This window comes from Microbispora sp. NPDC049125 (genome assembly GCF_040802045.1).
GTDB lineage: Bacteria > Actinomycetota > Actinomycetes > Streptosporangiales > Streptosporangiaceae > Microbispora.
Map to the genome: position 1 here is coordinate 248,327 of NZ_JBEZDW010000002.1, position 18,909 is coordinate 267,235.

Consider the following 18,909-nt stretch of genomic DNA (forward strand, 5'->3'; position numbering starts at 1 on the left):
GAGGTCAGGCATGCGACCCTCCCCATGACGTCCTTCAGCCGCGTTGCCACAGTGACCTCCTCTCCCCTCAATGTAAGCCTGAAGGGTGCCGTCGTTCCTGGTCAGCGGTGAAGGGCGGCAGCCTAGACGGGGGATGGCCGCTGGGAGTGCGGGCCGACGGCGAGGTCGGCGCCGCGGGGCGCGTGGTGGGTCTCGCCTGCGCGTAGATCGACGGTCTGCATCGTCCAGCTGATGTCGCTGGGGGTGATCACACCGACCAGGCGGCCGCCGGGATCGAACACCATGGCGCGGCCGTCGGCGCAGCCGCCCATCCGGGGCAGCAGCTCGATCAGAGGGTCCTCCGGCCGAGCCTTCGGCACATCATCGGGCGGGCAGGCGATTTCCCGTAGGGAGGTCATCGCTCGCTTCTGTGGGGTCACCCTTCGGATGCGGTTGAGCGTGACAAGACCCGCGAACCGGCCGTTCCCGTCGACGAGGGGGTAGGTGGACAGCCGCTCGCGCAACACGAGCCGGTCGACGAGTTCCGTCACCGTCCCGTCAGGGTCGGCGACGACAACGGGCCGCTTCGACATCACATCCCCGACCTTGATGCCGTGCAAAGCGGTGCCGAGCTGGGTCTGCTGCTCCTCGGCGGTCGCGGCGTTGACCAGGAACAGGCCGATCAGGGCCAGCCATAGCCCCTCGAACCCGAGGCCGCCTGCGAGCTGCAGGAAACCCAGTGCGATGAGCCGTCCGCGTACCTGGATGACTTTCGCTCGTCCGAGAGTCGCGGCCCTCCGCACGCGCGCATGATCGGCCTGCCTGAGACCGGGCGCGGCGGCATGTTGACCTCTTCTCCGGGTTGAGGAGGTTGCCCCCGTATCGTGCCGCCGCGTCCTTCCGGGGTTGCGGCCCTGGGCCAGTCCTCCTCCTGCCCCCGATAGCTGCCGAATCAAGTGGCCCGACCGAGGCCCACGGACACTGAGGCAGGGGGGGCAGGGCGGCCGACCGTACGGGTTGTCAGATCAGAACTCCGCCGACCCGGTTCGTATTGTTCAGCTTCTCTGCACTACCGACAGGGGTATGCGGCAAAACAGCTTCGCTGCGCGGGCCCCAGCTAAGGACCGAGGCACCGCTCGGCTCAGCCGCAGCACCACCCGTGAGTGCATCGTCAGCGAAAAAACTTTACTCCTGCTGTTCCTCAGGAAAGGCCCGCGCCTGCAGAAGAGGACCGCAGCGCGACTTCACCTTCTCGCCTAGACGACGAACTCGTGAGATCACCCAATCATCCAATATCCCGTTCGTGAATTCGTCATTTATCTCGAGGATCTTCTCGTAGGCATCAAGGAAGTGATCAACAGTCTCAAGTTGCCCTCTTTCTGCGGCCTCCTCGAAGATAACTAGCAGGTTGATCACGTAGGTGGATAAGGTGACGAACGGTTCGCGGCCTACCTCTGCGGCTTCCTCGGCCTCGTTATCTTCCAACTCTGTGATCAGCGAACGCGCTTCTGGTATTGAATCCCACAGAATCTCACGCGTCCCCAGATCAGGGTCCGTGACCGGCCGGTCTATCCGCAACTCACCACGAATAATCATGTCGATGATATTCTTGCCCTTGAATTTTTCACCAGGCAAATCCATGAAACACCTCCCTTCGCGCCTCACAGGATCGAATCCACTATGAAATTGGTGGACCCTTGGGCTGGATATAGTCGGGACAGTTCTTACCATAAGCAACTGTAGCAATGCCTCGCAGGAAGCCGTTGATCCGCGACTGTCGCGTGCGCAAAACCAGGCTCATGGGCGGCATACTCGATAGCCGCTCATTGCTTTGAACCACCAGAGACGACAGATCGGCACCGATTAAGCGATCAAGGTGCCCAGGAGAACTCGTTTGAACCCGTCAGTGCCCCCTGGCGGCGTTCAGACCGACGGTAAAATGACGGTAAAACGATCAAGGGCCTGACCGCTGTCTCCAGCGATCAGGCCCATGACCTGCGATTTCCGAGTCGGGGTGACAGGATTTGAACCTGCGGCCTCTTCGTCCCGAACGAAGCGCGCTACCAAGCTGCGCCACACCCCGGCGGCACAGGCCATCTCGCCCTGCGCCTCGGCAAGTCTAGCGGACTTTGCGGATGCTTGCGTCCTGTGCGACCACGGGTCGCCGGGGTACGAGGGTCAGCAGCGTCGCCTCCGGCGGGCAGGCGAAGCGGACCGGAGCGTACGGGGAGGTCCCGAGCCCGGCGGACACGTGGAGCCACGCCTGCTCGTGCCGGCTGAGGCCCTTGACCCGGGCGCGGTCGATGCCGCAGTTCGTCACCAGGGCGCCGTAGAACGGGATGCACAGCTGCCCGCCGTGCGTGTGGCCTGCCAGCAGGAGCTGGTAGCCGTCCGCGGCGAAGCGCGACATGTTGCGCGGCTCGGGCGAATGCATGACGCCCAGCCGCAGATCGGCCTCGGACGGCGCCGGCCCGGCGATGTCGTCGTACCGGTCCCGGTCGATGTGGGAGTCGTCGATCCCGCCCACGTGGACGTCGAGGTCGGCGACTTTCAGGCGGGCGGTGGTGTTGTTCATGTCGAGCCATCCCGCCGCCGTCATGGCCGCCCCCAGCTCCTTGTACGGCAGGGTGGGGACGTGCTGAACGGCGTCGCCCTTCGACGTACGCCACAGGTAGCGCACCGGGTTCTTGGGCCGGGGAGCGTAGAGGTCGTTCGACCCGTAGACGAACAGGCCTGGCCGGTCGAGCAGCGGCTCCACGGCGCGCAGATAAGACTCGACCGCGTCGGGGTGGGCCAGCGTGTCGCCCGTGTTGACCACGAGGTCGGGGTTGAGCGAAGCAAGTGAACGCACCCAGTTGATCAGCCGGGATCGCCCGGGGGTGAGATGAAGATCGGAGATCTGCAGGATCCGCACCGGACGCTGTCCGGGCGGGAGCACGGGCACGTCGAAGCGGCGCAGGCGGAACCAGTTCCGCTCCACGACGGACGCGTAACCGAGGCCGGCCACGCCGAGACCGAGAAGGGACAGCGGAACCACTGCGGCTTTCCTCACACAGCCATCATGCCCGACGCCGGTCCCCCTCCCGCATAACCTGGCGAGCATCGGAGCCCCGGCACGGCAAGATGGGACGCATGAGTGCGTTGAAGGACAAGCTGAAGGCCGACCTCGCGGCCTCGATGAAAGCGCGTGACGAGGTCCGGCTGCGGACGATCCGGATGGCCCTGGCCGCCATCAACGTCGAGGAGGTCGCGGGCAAGCAGGCGCGCGAGCTTTCCGACGACGAGGTGGTCAAGGTGCTGACCCGCGAGGCGAAGAAGCGACGGGAGGCGTCCGAGGCGTTCGCGGGAGCGGGCCGCGCGGAGCAGGCGCAGGCCGAGCTGGACGAGCAGGCCGTCCTCGACGAGTATCTTCCCGCTCAGCTCTCCGACGAGGAGCTGGGCAGGCTCGTCGACGAGGCGATCGCCGAGAGCGGCGCGGCAGGCCCCAAGGCGATGGGCCAGGTCATGAAGGTCCTGAACCCCAAGGTCGCCGGCCGGGCCGAGGGAGGCAGGGTCGCCCAGATCGTCCGGGCGCGCCTGTCCGGCTGACGGCGGCCCCGAGGGTGCGCCCGGCCCACGGCTCCTCTTCAGGGCGCGTCTGGCCTACGGCAGTGCGTGTCTGAGCTGCCAGGGCGCGTCTGGCCTACGGCGGTCTTCGCCGGCTGACACGGGCCGCCCTCCCCGGGATCTCGTCCAGGGGAGGGCGCCCTCAAGCCCTGACCGGCGCCGACGCGGCGTCAGTGGTCGTCGCCGAGGTTCGGCTGGTCGCCCCTCGCGAAGCCGCCATCGGGGCCACCACCTGGGCCGCCGTCACCCGGGCCACCACCGCCAGGCCCGCCGCCACCGGGGCCGCCACCGCCCGGTCCGCCGCCATGGCCGCCCCCGTCCCCGTGGTCGGTCTTCGGCTTCGGCGGGGGAGCGCACTGGTGGGCACATCCGCCGAATCTTGACATGTCGGGAGCGGTGAACTTCGACGGGTCGACGCCCTTGAGCGCCTCCAGGAAGGTCGCCTTCCAGATGGGGCCGGGGACGGTGGCGCCGAACACCGACCCGTAGGTGCGGCCGCCGATGACCTGCCCGGGAAGCGAGTGGAGGAACGGGCCGCGTGGGTCGCCGAGGCTGACCGCTCCGGCTAGATCCGGGGTGAATCCGGCGAACCACACGGTGCGGGACTCGTCGCCCGTACCGGTCTTGCCGGCCGCGTCCCGGCCGATGCCGCCGACCCCGCTCATCGTGCCCTTGGTGAACACGCCCTTGAGGATGTAGCTCACCGCGTCGGCGATCTCCGGGTCCAGCACTTCCTTGCACTTGGGCTTGATCGCCGTGACTTTGTTGAACCGGTCGGTGATCTCCGTGATCGGCGCCGGCGAGCAGTACTTCCCGCGGGCCGCGATCCCGGCGTAGGCGCTGGCGACCGTCACCGGGTCCATCTCGTTGAAGCCGAGGGTGAAGGTCTGGAACTCCTGCAGCGGGTTGCCGTCGGCGCGCTTGATACCCAGCGACTTGGCGGTCTTGACCACGTTGCAGAGGCCGACCCTCTGCTCCAGGCTCATGAAGAAGGTATTGACCGACTTCCAGGTGCCGGTCTGCAGGGTCAGGAAGCCGCCGCCGGGCTCCGAGTTGTGCTGTGCCTTCGTGGGGTCACCGACGAGATCGCCCTTGCACGTCTTGAAAGCGGAGGAGCTGCTCGCCGTGAACGTGCTGCCCACGTTGAGGCCGTCGTTGAGCTTGTAGCCCTCCTTCAAGGCGGTGATCAAGGTGAACACCTTGAAGGTCGACCCGGCCTGGAAGCCCGAGCCGCCGCCGTGCTGGGCGTCCGCGACGATGTTGAACGACATCTCGTTCTTCTTGCGGCTCGTCCCGAACTTCCGGCTGGCCGCCATGGCCCTGATCGCCCCGGTGCCGGGCTCGACGAGCGCCTCGGAGGCCACCGGCTTGTCGGACGGGTCGACGTACTTCTTGATCGCCTTCTCGGCGGCCTTCTGCATCTTCCGGTCGATCGTGGTCCTGATGGTGAGACCACCGCGGTTGAGGTACTCCTCGCGGGCCTTCGGAGTCTTGCCGAACTTCTCGTCGTGCAGGATCTCCTGCTGCACGTACACGCAGAAGTACGGGAACTCGCTCTCCTCGCAGCCGCCGGGGATCGGCTTGTCCTTGTAGCCCAGCTTCTTGGCCTTGGACTCGGCCGCCTCGGCCGGGGTGATGATCTTGAGCTCGGCCATCCGGTCGAGAACCACGTTGCGGCGGGCCAGGAGCCGGTCCCGGTATGACTTGCCCATGTTGGGGTCGGTGGCGTTCGGGTTCTGCACGGCTCCGGCGAGCGTGGCCGCCTGCGTGAGGTTGAGCTCCGAGGCGTGCTTGCCGAAGAAGCGCTTGGCGGCGGCCTCGATCCCGTACGAGCTGGCGCCGAAGTACGCGATGTTGAGATACCGGTTGAGGATCTCGTCCTTGGAGTACTTCTTCTCGACGGACATCGCGTAGCGGATCTCACTGAGCTTGCGCGAGTAGCTGGGCGCGACGGCGGCGGCCTTCTCCGCGTCGGTCTCCGCCTTGTTGTACAGCACCTGCTTCACGTACTGCTGGGTGATGGAGGAGCCGCCCTGGGTCACCCCGCCCGTGGTGAGGTTCTTCATCAGGGCCCGGGCGGTGCCTTCGATGTCGAGCGGCCCGTGCTGGTAGAAGCGGAAGTCCTCGATCGCGACGATCGCCTTGCGCATGATGGGGGCGATCTTGTCGAACGGGACGGACTCCCGGTTCTGGTAGTAGAACTGGGCGATCTGCTTGCCGTCCGCGTCGAGCAGCGTCGTCTTCTCGGGGAGCGGGGGCTCGGCGAGGTCGGCCGGCGCGATGTGAAGTGTGTCGATGCCGGACTTCACCGACACTCCGGCGCCGCCCACCGCAGGGAGTGCAATGGCCGCCGCGAGAACTCCGGCCACCGCGGCCGCACCGATGAGCCGCAGGAGGTTGGCGAACCGTGACCCGCGCGCTTTGCCGTGAGCTTGCACGGAACCTAGGGTACGTCCGTTTCGTGACTCTCCCGGCACCGAATCCATGGCCCGGGATTACCCTTCGTGGAGGGGGACTAGTCATTCCCGGCCACATGGCCTGACATGACCATGCACGAATTTGGTCCCGCCGGGGTATGTCGGTTCGATCGTCTTGTTGCGTACGTTCTCCTCTGCGGCTACTGCAATCAGGAGGCCCGACGCCCGCGCCCGTCGGCCGAAACGACGACTGACCACCTAAGGGGAGTGGGGTCGAAACATGTGGATCACGGATTGGACCTCCCGTGCCGCCTGCCGAGGTGCGGATCCTGACGCGCTCTTCGTGCAAGGCGCCGCACAGAACCGGGCGAAGCTGATCTGCCGGGGATGCCCTGTCCGTACCGAGTGCCTCGCCGACGCGCTGGACAATCGCATCGAGTTCGGGGTGTGGGGCGGGATGACGGAGAGGGAGCGCCGGGCGCTGTTGAGGCGTCGGCCGGATGTGGACTCCTGGCGAGACCTGCTGGAGTCGGCGAAGGAAGAGTACGAGCGGACCAATGAGCTGATCGCCGGCTGAGCCGGCCCGGCACGGCCGGACCTTCGCCTCTCAACGGTGCGAGGCGTTCCCAGGTTCGGTCGCGCTTCAGCGCAAGCATGATTTAGTTCGCCGTACGGCTGACCCTTCCAGCGGGCTGAACAGCGTCGTTCAGCTCTCAGCCGTCTTCAGCGCGCCCGCCGTACGGACGCGACGTGTGTGGTCGTTCAGGCCGTCGCCCGGGACTCGGGCGGCGGCGACGCGAGGAGGTCGCCGATCTGGCGGAGCCCCGCGAGATCGTGCACGTCCTCCGGCATCGCGGGAACCTGTGTGATCGGCACGGTCGGATGGGCCGAGGTGAAGTGCTCCCGCTGCCGCTGCTCGCGGGCCGCGAGTTGCATCCGGCCGGCGTGGAGCCGCAGGACGGCGGCGGTCAGCTCGTGCTCGCCCCGGGCCTCCAGGTCCTCGGCGGCAGCGCTGCTGCGAGCGGAGGACAGGGCGGCGGCGGGTGACAGGTGCACCCGGTTGACCACCACCCCGGCCAGCGGCATCCGCTCCTGCGCGAGCCGTTCGACGAAGTACGACGCCTCCCGCATCGCGTCGCGCTCGGGCGCGGCGACGACGAGGAACGCCGTGCCGGGCGCCTGGAGCAGCTGATAGGTCTGTTCGGCGCGCTGGCGGAAGCCGCCGAACACCGCGTCCAGCGCCGAGACGAACATCTGGATGTCGCGCAGCACCTGTGCCCCGAGCACCTTGGTCAAGATCCCGGTGACCACGCCGAACCCGGCGTTGATCAGCTTGAACGCGCTGCGGCCCCCCGCCTTCGCCGGTGCGGTGAGGATCCGGATCAGCCGCCCGTCGAGGAACCGGCCGAGCCTTTCCGGGGCGTCGAGGAAGTCGAGCGCCGACCGCGACGGCGGCGTGTCGACCACGATCAGGTCCCAGTCGCCGGAGCGGCGCAGCTGACCCAGCTTCTCCATCGCCATGTATTCCTGCGTGCCGGAGAAGCTCGACGACAGCGACTGGTAGAAGGGGTTCGTCAGGATCTGCCGCGCGCGGTCCGCGTCGGCGTGCGCCTCGATGATCTCGTCGAAGGTCCGCTTCATGTCGAGCATCATCGCGTGCAGCTCACCGCCGTCGCCCACGCCGTCGACCCGGCGAGGGGTGTTGTCCAGCTCGGTCAGCCCCATCGCCTGGGCCAGCCGCTTCGCCGGGTCCACGGTCAGCACGACGACCGACCGGCCGCGCTCGGCGGCCCGCAGCCCGAGGGCGGCCGCCGTGGTGGTCTTGCCGACGCCGCCGGAGCCGCAGCACACGATGATCCGAGTGCCCGGGTCGTCCAGGATCGCGTCGACGTCCAGTGCGGGCGCGGTCCTGCTCACAGGGCTCACACGGCTCGCAGGGCTCACTGGTCAACCTCTCTGGGGCTGTCGGGTGTACGGGGCCGGATCATGCCGCGCCCTGGTCGCGCAGCGCTTCGGCGAGCTCGTAGAGCCCGGCGAGGTCGGCGCCGTCCGGCAGGAGCGGCAGGTCGTAGCGGTGCGTGCCGGCGCTTTCCAGCGTCAGGCGCTCCCGCTTCTCCAGCTCGGTGCGCAGGGCGTGCTCGGTGACCTCCTCGGCGAGGGCCTCCGCGATCAGCGTCGCGTCGGCGGCGCCGTCCGCCAGCCCGGCCGCCTTGAGCCCGAGCGCCAGCTCGGCGGGGTCGAACCGACTCCCGGACGCCGCCTGGAGCGCCGACTCGGGGAGCCCCGCGGGCCGGACCATGTTGATGAAGACGCCGCCTGCCGGGAGGCCGCTCGCGCGCATCTCGGCGATGCCGTCCAGCGTCTCCTGGACCGGCATCTCCTCCAGAAGCGTCACGAAGTGCACCGCGGTCTCGGGCGAGGTGAGGACGCCGCGGACCAGGTCGGCGTGGTTCTTGACCGGGCCCATCCGGGCCAGCCCGGCGACCTCCTGGGTGACGTTGAGGAAGCGGGCGATCCGGCCGGTGGGCGGGGCGTCCATGACGATCGCGTCGTACACCCGCCTGCCCGACTTGTCACGCCGCCGTACGGCCTCGCTCGTCTTGCCGGTGACGAGGACGTCACGCAGGCCGGGGGCGATCGTGGTGGCGAAGTCGACGACGCCCATCCGGGTGAGCGCCTTGCCCATGCGCTTCATGCCGTAGAACATCTCGAGGTATTCGAGCATGGCCTCTTCGGGGTCGATCGCGAGGGCGTACACGTCGCCGCCGCCCGGCGCGACGGCGATCTTCCGCTCCTCGTACGGCAGCGGTGGCAGGTCGAAGACCTGGGCGATGCCCTGCCGGCCCTCGACCTCGACGAGCAGGACCTTGCGGCCGCCCGCCGCCAGGGCCAGCGCGAGGGCCGCGGCCACCGTCGTCTTGCCGGTGCCGCCCTTGCCGCTCACCACGTGCAGCCGTACGCCGTCCCAGTCGGTGTCCCTGGCCTCGGCGCCGCCGTCCTGCCCGCTGAAGCGCTTGCCGGTTGCCTCGCTCACGGCGCCTCCCCCGGGCTCGCGGCGGCGACCGGCTCACCGGCGCCCTCGCCGCACGTGATCACTGTGCCTCCTCCGACCGGCCCGGCGAGTACGCTCCGCGCGCTTCGCCGCGGTCGTGCCGGCCTGCGTGCCTGCTCCCACTCGCCCACGCCTGGAAGGCTACCCAACGGTCACTTTCGAATACCTCGGGCGTCCGGCTCGGCGGAACCTTGTGGTACGGCTCACACGTCGATTGGGTAAGGGTGCGCCTAAGAGGGCGGTCCACCCTGTGTGCAGTGTCTTCAAGGAGGTGCCGGCCGTGGAGTCGGTGCTGTTAGCGTTACTCGCCATCCTGGGCTTCATCGTGGTCGTCGCGGCGGCCCGAAGCGTACGCGTCGTCCAGCAGTTCGAGACCGGAATCGTCTTCCGCCTGGGCCGGATCCAGTCGAGCGTCCGGGGGCCGGGTCTGCATCTGATCGTCCCGATCGTCGACCGCATGCAAAAAGTGAACATGCAGATCATCACGATGGGGGTGCCCGCGCAGGACGGCATCACCAGGGACAACGTCACGGTCCGCGTCGACGCGGTCGTCTACTTCCGGGTCATCGACCCGATCAAGGCGGTCGTCAACGTCCAGAACTACCTTTTCGCCGTGTCGCAGGTGGCTCAGACATCGCTGCGGTCGGTCATCGGGCAGTCTGAGCTCGACCAGCTCCTGTCCGACAGGGACGCTCTGAACGCCCAGCTCAAAGCCGTCATCGACGAGCCGACGGATGGGCCGTGGGGCATCCGGATCGAGCGCGTCGAGATCAAGGACGTCGCGCTGCCCGAGGGGATGAAGCGGTCGATGTCCCGCCAGGCCGAGGCCGAGCGGGAGCGGCGGGCCCGCATCATCACCGCCGACGGCGAGTTCCAGGCGTCCAAGCGCCTCGCCGCCGCCGCGCGGGAGATGTCCGCCGACCCGTCCGCGCTGCAACTGCGCATGCTGCAGACCGTCGTGGAGGTCGCGGCGGAGAAGAACAGCACGCTGGTCATGCCGCTGCCCGTCGAGCTCCTGCGGTTCTTCGACCGGATGGCGCCGGCGGCCGAGGCGCCCGCGGCCAAACAGGAGCCGGTCGAGGTGGAGGAGCCGGAGCCGGTCGAGGAGGCGCTGCAGGTGCTTCCCGCGATCGACCCGCCCGCGGATCTTCCCGAGGTTCCCCTCGCCGGCCGTTCCCGGGCCGCCCAGGCCCAGGGTGTCGCGGGCGAGAGCCGTACGGAGGATGCGGCGGGATCGTCCACAGGCGAGGCCCGTACGGAGGATGCGGCGAGGATGTCCACAGGCGAGCACGGCGAGGGGTAGCGGCTCGATAGCCTTTGCCCATGACCAAGTGGGAGTACGTCACCGTGCCGCTGCTCACGCACGCGACCAAGCAGATTCTGGACAACTGGGGCGAGGACGGCTGGGAGCTCGTCTCCGTCATCCCGGGGCCGAACCCGGAGCAGCTCGTCGCCTACATGAAGCGGCCCAAGTGATGGCCACGCCGGAGCAGCGGCTCGCCGACCTCGGGCTGGCGTTGCCCGAGGTCGTCCCCCCGCTGGCGGCGTACGTGCCGGCCGTCAGGACGGGCGGCTACGTCTACACCTCGGGCCAGCTTCCGCTCGTGGACGGCAAGCTCGCCGTCACCGGGAAGGTGGGAGCCGAGGTCTCCCCCGAGGAGGCCAAGGAGCAGGCCCGCGTCTGCGCGGTCAACGCGCTGGCGGCGATCGGCTCGGTCGTCGGGGACCTGTCGGCCGTCGTGCGGATCGTCAAGGTCGTCGGTTTCGTCGCGAGCGCGCCCGGCTTCACCGGCCAGCCACAGGTGGTGAACGGCGCCAGCGAGCTGCTTGGCGAGGTCTTCGGGGAGGCGGGCAGGCACGCCCGCAGCGCCGTGGGCGTGGCGGTGCTCCCGCTGGACGCCCCGGTAGAGGTGGAGATCGTCGCCGAGGTCCGCTGACCGGGGTTTGCGGCGGCGTCCACGGGTGGGCGAGCATGGGCTCGAAACAGAGTGTTGTTCTGGTTGGAGGGCGCATGGGGATTCCCCTGCCGGGTGAGATCGGTGAGCGGGCGCGGGAGATCCTGGCCGGCCGTCTCGCCCCGGTTCCCGCGCGTGACGCCGCCACGGTGGTGCTCCTCCGGGACGCGCCTCTGGAGGCGTACCTCCTGAAGCGCCAGCCCACGATGGCCTTCGCCGCTGGGGCGCACGTCTTCCCCGGCGGCTCGGTCGACCCTCGCGACACCGACCACGCCGTCGCCTGGGCCGGCCCGTCCCCGGCGGCGTGGGGAGAGATCTTCCACGCCGGCGAGGCGACGGCACGCGGGCTCGTTTGCGCCGCCGTACGGGAGACGTTCGAGGAGTCGGGGGTGCTCCTCGCCGGGCGCGACGCCGCGACCGTGGTGGCCGACACCACGGGGGACGACTGGGAGTCCGACCGCCTCGCGCTCATCGGGCGCACGCTGTCCTTCGCCGAGTTCCTCGACCGGCGCGGGCTGGTGCTCCGGTCAGACCTGCTGAAGGCCTGGGGGCACTGGATCACTCCCGAGGTGGAGACCCGGCGGTTCGACACCCGGTTCTTCGTGGCGGCGCTGCCGTCCGGGCAGCGCACCCGGGACGTCGGCGGTGAGGCGGCACGGGTGGCCTGGATGCGGCCGGAGGCGGCCATCGAGGCCGCGGAGTCGGGAGAGGTGCTGCTGATGCCGCCGACACTGCACACGTTGACCGAGCTGGCCGCCTTCGAGACCATCGACGACGTGTTCGCACACGACCGCACGATAACGACGGTGATGCCCTCGGCCGCGGAGGTGGACGGCGGGATCGTCCTGACGGTCCCCGGCCTCGACTACCGCGGAGCGCTCGCCGGCCGGGCCTCGGCCCGCGCGGAGCGCGCCGGCGAGGCGCGGGCATGAGCGGTCTGCGCCTTCCCGGCGCACCCGGTGGCGCGCATGGCGGCACAGCAGGCGGACCCGGCGACCCCACCGGAGCGGTGGCCGCCGGCGGGCCGGACGGCACGAACGGCGCGGACCGCACAGACCGCACGGAGGGGCTGGACGGCGCTGGAACGGCGAGCGCGGTCAACGTCCTGGCGCCCAACGCGTCTCCGATGACGCTCGACGGCACCAACACCTGGGTCGTCGGCACGGCGGAGGCCGTGCTGGTGGTGGATCCCGGGCCGGACGACGAGGCGCACCTCACCCGGGTCGCGTCCCGGCTGGCCGGTCGTCAGGTGGTGTCGATCCTGCTCACGCACGGGCACGAGGACCACAGCGGCGGCGCGGCCCGCTTCGCGGAGATGGTGGGGGCGCCCGTGCGGGCGCTCGACCCCCGGCACCGCCTGGGCGACGAGGGGCTGGGCGACGGCGACGTGGTCACGGCGGGCGGCGTCGAGGTGCGGGTGGTGGCGACGCCGGGCCACTCGTTCGACTCGCTGTGCTTCTGGCTCCCGGCGGACCGGGCGATGCTCACGGGTGACACGGTCCTCGGCCGCGGGACGACCGTGATCGCCCCCGACGGAGATCTGGCCGACTACCTGCGCAGCCTCGACATGCTCAGGCGGAGCGCCGAGACGCTGGAAGCGCTGGCGCTGCTGCCCGGGCACGGGCCGGTCCTGCCCGATCCGATCGGCGCCCTGGACGGCTACATCGCCCACCGCCGGCAGCGCCTCGACCAGATTCGCGAGGCCATCCGGCAGGGGGCGCGGGACGCCCGGGAGATCGTGGAGATGGTCTACGCGGAGGTCGACCGGTCACTGTGGCCGGCCGCGGAGATGTCCGTGGCGGCCCAGCTCAACTACCTCAAGACGCTCTAGCGGGAGCGGTTGTACAGCCGCTCCCTGTCCATGATCACGACGGCCTTGGCCTCGATGCGCAGCCAGCCGCGCTGGGCGAAGTCGGCCAGAGCCTTGTTCACCGTCTCGCGGGAGGCCCCGACGAGCTGGGCCAGCTCCTCCTGCGTGAGGTCGTGGTGCACGCGGATGCCGTCGTCGGTCTTCAGGCCGAACCGGTCGGCCAGGTCGAGCAGCTGCTTGGCGACCCTGCCGGGGACGTCGGTGAACACCAGGTCGGCGAGCACGTCGTTGGTGCGGCGCAGCCGCTGGGCCAGGGCGCGCAGCAGGTGAAGGGCGACCTCGGGCCGCCCGGTCAGCCAGGGCCGCAGGTCGTCGTGGCCGAGCCCGGCCAGGCGGACGTCGGTCAGCGCGATGGCCGACGCCGTACGGGGACGGGGGTCGAACAGCGACAGCTCGCCGAACATCTCGCCGGGCCCGAGCACGCTCAGCAGGTTCTCCCGGCCGTCCGGCGCGGTGCGCGCCAGCTTGATCTTGCCTTCGAGCACCACGTAGAGCCGGTCGCCCGTCTCGTTCTCACTGAAGAGGGTGCGGCCCTTGGCGAGCTCGACCTCGGTGATGCTCGTCCGCAGCGCGGCGGCGCTCTCACGGTCGAGCGCGGAGAACAGGGGCGCCTTGCTCAAAACTTCCTCGGTGCTCACGGTGCCTCCTTGCTGTGGTCGCGCTGGGTCACCGGCTCCGTGATAGCCATTGTGACCCACGCCTTCCGCGTAGGCTTACGGGGTGTCCCGTAAACTCCCCGCGGCTGGGGAATCCCGGCTCGCGCTCGTGCGCCGTGCCCGGCGGATCAACAGAATCCTGGCCGAAACCTATCCTGACGCCCACTGCGAGCTCGACTTCGGCAACCCCCTGGAGTTGCTGGTCGCGACGATCCTCTCGGCGCAGTGTACGGACAAAAGGGTAAATATGGTGACCCCGGTGCTTTTTGCCAAGTACCAGACGGCCGCCGACTACGCCGGAGCGGACCGCGCGGAGCTCGAAGAGATCATCAAGTCGACCGGGTTCTTCCGGGCCAAGGCGAACAGCATCATCGGGATGGCCCAGGCTCTCTGCGAGCGCTACAAGGGGGAGGTCCCCGGCCGGCTCGCCGACCTGGTCACGCTGCCCGGCGTCGGCCGCAAGACCGCCAACGTGGTGCTCGGCAACGCCTTCGACGTCCCCGGCATCACGGTGGACACGCACTTCCAGCGACTGACGAAGCGGTTCGGCTGGACCGCCGAGACCGACCCGGTGAAGATCGAGCACGAGGTGGGCGACCTCATCCCCAAGTCCCAGTGGACGATGCTCTCCCACCGGCTGATCTGGCACGGCCGCCGCATCTGCCACGCCCGCAAGCCCGCCTGCGGCGCGTGTTCGGTCGCCGCCTTCTGCCCGTCGTACGGCACCGGGCCCACGGATCCGGAAGAGGCGGCCAAACTGGTCAAGCCGGGGCCGTTCTCCTGATCGCCGCGGAGTCTCGGGAAGATTCCGGGGCTCCGGCGTGGTTGTACGGCACACTTCCCTCATCGGGCTCCGCCCCGGGCCCGTCCGCACATGTCGCACCGGAGGTGGTCGTGGCTCCCGCCTGGTTGACGGATCTGGCGGCGAAGGCCGCGCACACCCCGGTCCCGACGGCGTTGCGGCCGCCCCCCGACGGAGGCGGGCGCCGGGCGGCGGTGCTCCTGCTGTTCGGCGAGGGCCCCGCGGGGCCCGACATCCTGCTCATCCAGCGCAGCTCCCGGGGGCGGGTGCACGCCGGTCAGCCGGCCTTCCCCGGCGGCGGGGTCGACCCCGGAGACGACGGCCCCGTGGGCGCGGCCCTGCGTGAGGCCGCGGAGGAGACCGGTCTCGACCCCGGCGGCGTCGAGGTGGTCGCGACCATGCCCGAGTTGTACGTGTGGCGCAGCGACAACCGGGTGACCCCGGTGCTCGCCTGGTGGCGTACGCCGAGCGCGGTGCACGCCGCGTCCCCGGCCGAGGTGGAGGCCGTGGAGCGGGTGCCGATCGCCGAGCTGGTCGATCCGGCCAACCGGCTGCGGCTGCGGCACCCGGGAGGGTTCGCGCCCTCCGTCGCCTTCCGCGTACGCGGCCTGCTCGTGTGGGGGTTCACCGCGGGCGTGCTCGACGGCGTGCTCACCGCCGCCGGGTTCGAGCTGCCCTGGGACCGGTCACGGGTCGAGGACCTGCCCCCCGAGATCCTCGACCTCGCCGCCCGCGGCTGAGCCGCCCCTCTCCGGGGTGTGGCCGCTCAGGGACAGGCCCAGTGCCGCCCAGTCGGCCACGTCCTCGTCCGGGTCCGTCGCGAGGCGGCGCAGCGCGGCCAGCCCGGCCGGGTCCGGCGGATCCCCCATGACGTGCGGGAGCGCGTAGGCGGCGCCGTACCTCACGGTGGGGTTCTCGTGCGCGGCCAGATCGATGACCGACGGCAGCGCCCGCCTGTCGCGCAGGTGCCCGAAGGCGATCAGCACCGAGTAGAGCACCCGCGCGTCGAGCTCGTCGGCCGCGAGATAGCGCAGCACGGGCAGGCTCCGGTCGGAGAACGGCCGGTCGCGCCCCAGCTCTCCGAGGATGTCCGCGCCGAGCACGCGCTCCGCGGGCCGGGAGCTCCCGCACAGCCGCCTGGCCACGGTGAACGTCTCCAGGTCGCCTCGCCCCTGCAGCGTGGAGATCGCCTGCCACCTCGCCGGCCCGTCCGGGTCGGTGTCGGCCAGCGCGATCGCGATCAGTTCGTCGACCGGTGTCCGGTCGTGGTCGTCGCCGTCCTGCCCGCCTCGCCGGTCCCCTGGGCCCGCGGGGCCGGACGGCCGTTCCGATACCCCCATGACGTCACGATATCGACGAGACCTGCGATACGCCTGCACGCCTGATGGCGTGGCTGGCTACGGTTGAAGATGTGCGCGGCGATCTCCTGGATCTCATCCTGATCGGGCTGGTTGTGGCTTTCGCCATCTCCGGATACCGGCAGGGCTTCATTATCGGGGCCTTCAGCTTCATCGGCTTCGTGGGCGGGGCCGTCCTGGGGATGTTCATCGCCCCTCCGATCGCGGGCGCGATAGTGAGCGGCGACACCGAGAGGGCGCTGTTAGCCATCGTGGTCGTGTTCCTGGCCGCGACCATCGGCCAGTTCGCGTCCTCGACGATCGGGGCGGTGGTGCGCAGCCACGTCACCTGGGACCCGGCCCGGATGGTCGACGCCTTCGGCGGCTCGGTGGCCAGCGGCCTGTCGGTGCTGGCGATCGCGTGGCTGCTCGGCTCGCTGATCGTCTCCATGAGTTTCGCCGTGCTGAAGGAGCAGGTCGACGGCTCGGTGCTGTGGCAGACGGTCGACGAGGCCGTCCCCGACGGCGTACGGGCCCTGCAGAAGCCGTTCAGGGACTTCGTCGACTCCTCGGAGTGGCCGCAGGTCATCACCTCCATCGGCGGCCAGAACGTCGCGGCCCCGGACGAGGGCGTGCTCAAGGGCAGTGCGGGGCTGACCCGGGCGCGCAAGGCGATCGTCAAGGTGCAGGGCACCGCCCTGAGCTGCCACAAGCTGATCGAGGGCACCGGTTTCGTCTACGCACAGCACCGGGTGATGACCAACGCGCACGTCGTCGCCGGGGTCAACGAGCGGCTCCGGGTCACCGACTCGACCGGCACCGAGCACGACGCCCGGGTGGTGCTCTACAACCCCGACCGCGACATCGCGGTCCTGTTCGTCCCCGACCTCGACGTCGGCTGGCTCCGCTTCGACTACTCGGCGAACAAGGGCGACAGCGCGATCATCGCGGGCTACCCCAAGGGCCACGGCTTCACGCCGCTCGCCGCCAGGGTCCGGATCAAGCAGCCGGCCGAGTCGTACGACATCTACAACAAGCGCAAGGTCGAGCGGGACGTCTACGCCATCAGGGGCAAGGTCCAGCCGGGCAACTCGGGCGGGCCGCTGCTCAGCCCCGACGGCAAGGTGTACGGCGTGATCTTCGCGGCGGCGACCGATCAGCCGGAGACGGGCTACGCGCTGACGGCGGAGGAGGTGCTCCCCGACGCGGAGGACGGCAGCGCCGCCACCGCCCGCGCCGACACCCTGGGATGCGACTAGTCCTCGGGAACCGGCAGCAGATCGAGGACCGTGGCGATCGCCGCCTCCGCGCCGACTCCCCGCGTCTCCACGCCCGCCTCGCCGTTCCCGTCCATGGTGGCGGCGATCTTGTCGCCTGCGAGGGCCAGTGCCCGCACGTCCAGCCCGTACGGCTGCCGCGAGCCGTACGCGCCGAGCCGGGCCGAGCCGCGGGTCAGCAGGGCGGCGGCGCCGTGGAGATTGCCGCGCTGCACGTGGGTGAGCCCCACGCAGATCTGGGCCAGCCCCTGCCACAGGTCCCGCTCCTCGGCGGGGCCGGTCTTCCAGCGCGCCTCCAGGACCTCGTGGGCATGGAAGGGCCGTCCGGCGGCGAGTAGACGTCTCGCCTCGGCCAGCGCCTCACGCGGCCCGGGCGCGTAGTCGTCGGGGACCCTCGGCACTCCCTCGGCGCCTCGGGGAAGCGGCCTGCCGAGCTCGTCCCTGGGGCGTGAGCTGCGGGGGCGGCCCGCCTCGTCACGGTCGCGCATTACTCAGCGGTCCGGTTCCGGGTCGGCGAGCCAGGCGATCAGCTCGGCGTCGAACTGCGCGGGGCGCTCCTCGTGCGGGAAGTGGCCGGCCCCCTCGATCAGCCGCCAGCGGTACGGCGCGGCCACGTAGCGGCCGGACCCATGGGCCGTCCGAGGAAGGACGCAGGGGTCGAGGGCGCCGTGCAGCTGGAGGGTGGGCGCCTCGATCTCGGTGCGCATCTGGCGTGCGTAGCGGAACCCGTCGGGCCGCATCTGTGACCGGGCCAGCCAGCGGTAGTACTCCAGGGCGCAGTGCGCCACCGTCGGGATGCGCAGAGCCTCCTGGTAGACGCCGGTGACCTCCTCCGACGGCCACTCCGGCCCCGCCCACCGCTCGATGAGCCGCTTCACCTGGGCGCCGCCCTTGGCCACGAGCCTGCGCTCAGGCAGCAGGGGAAGCTGGAACCCCATGGCGTACCGGCTGGCCCTGAGCTGGCCCAGAGGGTCGGTGAACAGCGCGGCCCGCAGGCGGAGCGGGTGCGGCGCCGACACAGTCACGAGCCGATGCACGACCTTGGGCTCGATGGCGCTCATCGTCCACGCGAGCAGCCCGCCCCAGTCGTGGCCGACCACCACGGCGCCGGTCTCGCCGAGCGCCCGGACCAGGCCGGCCGTGTCTACGGCCAGTGACGGCAGGTCGTAGCCCCGAGGCGGCTTGTCGCTGGCGCCGTAACCCCGCAGATCGACGGCGACGGCACGGTAGCCCGCCTCGGCCAGCGAGACGAGCTGGTTCCGCCAGGTCCACCAGAACTGGGGGAACCCGTGCAGAAGGAGCACCAGGGGGCCCTCACCGGCCTCCACGACGTGGAACCGGGTGCCTCCGGCGTGCACCGCCCGATGGGTCCAGGGGCCGTCGACCTGGACCAGCGACTCGTCAGGCATCGATCACAGACTCGCGATGGGAGCCGACCTGCCCGGCGGTCGGGCCCGTGTACGGCGGGGGAGCCGGCGCGGGGGCCGTGGCCCGGGAAGGGGCGGCTGAGGGGGCGAGCTCGCCCTCCTCGTCGGAGCTCGCGAGGTTGCGCAGGCTCCGCACGGTGCGCTTCATCCCCGCCAGGCCCTTCAGCCGGCGGTAGCCGACGAACGACAGCAGCCCGGCCACCACCAGGTAGAACACCGTGACGATGGTGAACGCCAGCCAGGGAGAGAGCCCGAGCGCGACGAGGCCGTACGCGATCGCGAAGGAGGCGAGGATCAGGCACAGGTGCGCGATGAACGCGGCGGCGCCGAACAGCGCCGCGGCCATTCCGACCCGCTTCGCGTCGAACTTCAGCTCGGCCTTGGCCAGCTCGATCTCCGAGCGGACGAGGGTCGAGATGTGGTGGCTCGCCTGGGCGACCAGCGCGCCGAGCGATTCGTCCTCGGGCATCAGGGATCTCCTATCTGCGACTGATGCACATCATCTCGTGTCCGCCGGTGCCCGCGCACGGG

21 protein-coding genes and 1 tRNA gene are annotated in these 18,909 nt (G+C 70.1%); 10 read left to right on the forward strand and 12 right to left on the reverse strand.

Annotated features, from left to right (window positions below):
- Nucleotides 1-122 precede the first annotated feature (122 nt).
- From AB0B72_RS03555 to AB0B72_RS03570, 4 genes are all read right to left on the reverse strand, one after another.
- Nucleotides 123-782, reverse strand: a complete 660-nt coding sequence (locus tag AB0B72_RS03555) for a CBS domain-containing protein (RefSeq protein WP_367736703.1) — start codon at nucleotides 780-782, stop codon at nucleotides 123-125.
- 382 nt (nucleotides 783-1,164) lie between these two features.
- Nucleotides 1,165-1,620: a hypothetical protein gene (locus AB0B72_RS03560; RefSeq protein WP_367736704.1), complete on the reverse strand. Its 456-nt coding sequence runs from the start codon at nucleotides 1,618-1,620 to the stop codon at nucleotides 1,165-1,167.
- A 368-nt stretch (nucleotides 1,621-1,988) separates the two neighbouring features.
- Nucleotides 1,989-2,062: transfer RNA gene (locus AB0B72_RS03565), tRNA-Pro, on the reverse strand.
- Nucleotides 2,063-2,098: 36 nt separating this feature from the next.
- Nucleotides 2,099-3,031, reverse strand: a complete 933-nt coding sequence (locus tag AB0B72_RS03570; RefSeq protein ID WP_367736705.1) for a metallophosphoesterase — start codon at nucleotides 3,029-3,031, stop codon at nucleotides 2,099-2,101.
- A gap of 80 nt (nucleotides 3,032-3,111) precedes the next feature.
- Between AB0B72_RS03570 and AB0B72_RS03575 the strand changes: the two genes are divergently transcribed.
- Nucleotides 3,112-3,567, forward strand: coding sequence for a GatB/YqeY domain-containing protein (locus tag AB0B72_RS03575; RefSeq protein ID WP_367736706.1), 456 nt, complete (start codon nucleotides 3,112-3,114; stop codon nucleotides 3,565-3,567).
- 188 nt (nucleotides 3,568-3,755) lie between these two features.
- On the opposite strand, the gene AB0B72_RS03580 is transcribed toward AB0B72_RS03575, so the two are convergent.
- Entirely contained in the window at nucleotides 3,756-6,023 is a 2,268-nt protein-coding gene (locus AB0B72_RS03580; RefSeq protein WP_367736707.1) for a transglycosylase domain-containing protein, read from the reverse strand.
- Nucleotides 6,024-6,282: 259 nt separating this feature from the next.
- Between AB0B72_RS03580 and AB0B72_RS03585 the strand changes: the two genes are divergently transcribed.
- Complete coding sequence (locus tag AB0B72_RS03585; protein ID WP_036326687.1) at nucleotides 6,283-6,579, forward strand: WhiB family transcriptional regulator; 297 nt, start codon at nucleotides 6,283-6,285, stop codon at nucleotides 6,577-6,579.
- A gap of 185 nt (nucleotides 6,580-6,764) precedes the next feature.
- On the opposite strand, the gene AB0B72_RS03590 is transcribed toward AB0B72_RS03585, so the two are convergent.
- Both AB0B72_RS03590 and AB0B72_RS03595 read right to left on the reverse strand, forming a co-directional pair.
- On the reverse strand, nucleotides 6,765-7,919 hold the full coding sequence (locus AB0B72_RS03590; protein WP_367736708.1) for an ArsA family ATPase: 1,155 nt from the start codon (nucleotides 7,917-7,919) through the stop codon (nucleotides 6,765-6,767).
- A gap of 67 nt (nucleotides 7,920-7,986) precedes the next feature.
- On the reverse strand, nucleotides 7,987-9,036 hold the full coding sequence (locus AB0B72_RS03595) for an ArsA-related P-loop ATPase (protein ID WP_367736709.1): 1,050 nt from the start codon (nucleotides 9,034-9,036) through the stop codon (nucleotides 7,987-7,989).
- Nucleotides 9,037-9,334: 298 nt separating this feature from the next.
- Between AB0B72_RS03595 and AB0B72_RS03600 the strand changes: the two genes are divergently transcribed.
- The 5 genes from AB0B72_RS03600 to AB0B72_RS03620 all read left to right on the forward strand — a co-directional run bounded on the left by AB0B72_RS03600 (nucleotide 9,335) and on the right by AB0B72_RS03620 (nucleotide 12,840).
- A complete protein-coding gene (locus tag AB0B72_RS03600) occupies nucleotides 9,335-10,357 on the forward strand; it encodes a slipin family protein (protein ID WP_367736710.1) in 1,023 nt (340 codons plus the stop codon).
- Between the two features lie 20 nt (nucleotides 10,358-10,377).
- The gene (locus tag AB0B72_RS03605) at nucleotides 10,378-10,530 is read left to right on the forward strand and encodes a DUF4177 domain-containing protein (protein WP_076440089.1); all 153 of its coding nucleotides are present in this window, start codon (nucleotides 10,378-10,380) and stop codon (nucleotides 10,528-10,530) included.
- A complete protein-coding gene (locus tag AB0B72_RS03610; RefSeq protein WP_367736711.1) occupies nucleotides 10,530-10,991 on the forward strand; it encodes a RidA family protein in 462 nt (153 codons plus the stop codon). The genes AB0B72_RS03605 and AB0B72_RS03610 overlap by 1 nt, the downstream gene beginning before the upstream one ends.
- A gap of 74 nt (nucleotides 10,992-11,065) precedes the next feature.
- Nucleotides 11,066-11,941 carry an NUDIX hydrolase gene (locus AB0B72_RS03615; protein WP_367736712.1) on the forward strand — a complete coding sequence of 292 codons (876 nt, stop codon included), beginning with the start codon at nucleotides 11,066-11,068 and terminating at the stop codon, nucleotides 11,939-11,941.
- Complete coding sequence (locus AB0B72_RS03620; RefSeq protein ID WP_367736713.1) at nucleotides 11,938-12,840, forward strand: MBL fold metallo-hydrolase; 903 nt, start codon at nucleotides 11,938-11,940, stop codon at nucleotides 12,838-12,840. The genes AB0B72_RS03615 and AB0B72_RS03620 overlap by 4 nt, the downstream gene beginning before the upstream one ends.
- On the opposite strand, the gene AB0B72_RS03625 is transcribed toward AB0B72_RS03620, so the two are convergent.
- A complete protein-coding gene (locus AB0B72_RS03625) occupies nucleotides 12,837-13,517 on the reverse strand; it encodes a Crp/Fnr family transcriptional regulator (RefSeq protein WP_367736714.1) in 681 nt (226 codons plus the stop codon). The genes AB0B72_RS03620 and AB0B72_RS03625 overlap by 4 nt on opposite strands.
- A gap of 82 nt (nucleotides 13,518-13,599) precedes the next feature.
- Between AB0B72_RS03625 and nth the strand changes: the two genes are divergently transcribed.
- Nucleotides 13,600-14,319 (forward strand): endonuclease III, encoded by a 720-nt coding sequence (gene nth / locus AB0B72_RS03630; protein WP_367736715.1) that lies wholly within the window; start codon nucleotides 13,600-13,602, stop codon nucleotides 14,317-14,319.
- Nucleotides 14,320-14,423: 104 nt separating this feature from the next.
- Nucleotides 14,424-15,077 carry a CoA pyrophosphatase gene (locus AB0B72_RS03635; protein ID WP_367736716.1) on the forward strand — a complete coding sequence of 218 codons (654 nt, stop codon included), beginning with the start codon at nucleotides 14,424-14,426 and terminating at the stop codon, nucleotides 15,075-15,077.
- Here AB0B72_RS03635 and AB0B72_RS03640 read toward each other — a convergent pair.
- Nucleotides 15,024-15,677 carry a HEAT repeat domain-containing protein gene (locus AB0B72_RS03640; RefSeq protein ID WP_367736717.1) on the reverse strand — a complete coding sequence of 218 codons (654 nt, stop codon included), beginning with the start codon at nucleotides 15,675-15,677 and terminating at the stop codon, nucleotides 15,024-15,026. The two genes, AB0B72_RS03635 and AB0B72_RS03640, sit on opposite strands and share 54 nt — an antisense overlap.
- Before the next feature lie 71 nt (nucleotides 15,678-15,748).
- Between AB0B72_RS03640 and AB0B72_RS03645 the strand changes: the two genes are divergently transcribed.
- The gene (locus AB0B72_RS03645) at nucleotides 15,749-16,933 is read left to right on the forward strand and encodes a MarP family serine protease (RefSeq protein WP_367736718.1); all 1,185 of its coding nucleotides are present in this window, start codon (nucleotides 15,749-15,751) and stop codon (nucleotides 16,931-16,933) included.
- Here AB0B72_RS03645 and AB0B72_RS03650 read toward each other — a convergent pair.
- Genes AB0B72_RS03650 through AB0B72_RS03660 form a run of 3 tightly spaced genes read right to left on the reverse strand, consistent with a single transcriptional unit; the run spans nucleotide 16,930 to nucleotide 18,847 of the window.
- Complete coding sequence (locus AB0B72_RS03650) at nucleotides 16,930-17,439, reverse strand: DUF309 domain-containing protein (protein WP_367736719.1); 510 nt, start codon at nucleotides 17,437-17,439, stop codon at nucleotides 16,930-16,932. The genes AB0B72_RS03645 and AB0B72_RS03650 overlap by 4 nt on opposite strands.
- A 3-nt stretch (nucleotides 17,440-17,442) precedes the next feature.
- Complete coding sequence (locus AB0B72_RS03655) at nucleotides 17,443-18,360, reverse strand: alpha/beta fold hydrolase (RefSeq protein ID WP_367736720.1); 918 nt, start codon at nucleotides 18,358-18,360, stop codon at nucleotides 17,443-17,445.
- The gene (locus tag AB0B72_RS03660; protein WP_367736721.1) at nucleotides 18,353-18,847 is read right to left on the reverse strand and encodes a phage holin family protein; all 495 of its coding nucleotides are present in this window, start codon (nucleotides 18,845-18,847) and stop codon (nucleotides 18,353-18,355) included. Before AB0B72_RS03660 ends, AB0B72_RS03655 begins: the two co-directional genes overlap by 8 nt.
- Nucleotides 18,848-18,909 lie beyond the last annotated feature (62 nt).

Bases quoted from the DNA above. Each gene is read 5' to 3' on its own strand.
- AB0B72_RS03560 (WP_367736704.1), bottom strand. From the start codon at position 1,620: ATGGATTTGCCTGGTGAAAAATTCAAGGGCAAGAATATCATCGACATG.
- AB0B72_RS03575 (WP_367736706.1), top strand. From the start codon at position 3,112: ATGAGTGCGTTGAAGGACAAGCTGAAGGCCGACCTCGCGGCCTCGATG.
- AB0B72_RS03585 (WP_036326687.1), top strand. From the start codon at position 6,283: ATGTGGATCACGGATTGGACCTCCCGTGCCGCCTGCCGAGGTGCGGAT.
- AB0B72_RS03605 (WP_076440089.1), top strand. From the start codon at position 10,378: ATGACCAAGTGGGAGTACGTCACCGTGCCGCTGCTCACGCACGCGACC.
- AB0B72_RS03610 (WP_367736711.1), top strand. From the start codon at position 10,530: ATGGCCACGCCGGAGCAGCGGCTCGCCGACCTCGGGCTGGCGTTGCCC.
- AB0B72_RS03615 (WP_367736712.1), top strand. From the start codon at position 11,066: ATGGGGATTCCCCTGCCGGGTGAGATCGGTGAGCGGGCGCGGGAGATC.
- AB0B72_RS03620 (WP_367736713.1), top strand. From the start codon at position 11,938: ATGAGCGGTCTGCGCCTTCCCGGCGCACCCGGTGGCGCGCATGGCGGC.
- AB0B72_RS03640 (WP_367736717.1), bottom strand. From the start codon at position 15,677: ATGGGGGTATCGGAACGGCCGTCCGGCCCCGCGGGCCCAGGGGACCGG.
- AB0B72_RS03650 (WP_367736719.1), bottom strand. From the start codon at position 17,439: ATGCGCGACCGTGACGAGGCGGGCCGCCCCCGCAGCTCACGCCCCAGG.
- AB0B72_RS03655 (WP_367736720.1), bottom strand. From the start codon at position 18,360: ATGCCTGACGAGTCGCTGGTCCAGGTCGACGGCCCCTGGACCCATCGG.
- AB0B72_RS03660 (WP_367736721.1), bottom strand. From the start codon at position 18,847: ATGCCCGAGGACGAATCGCTCGGCGCGCTGGTCGCCCAGGCGAGCCAC.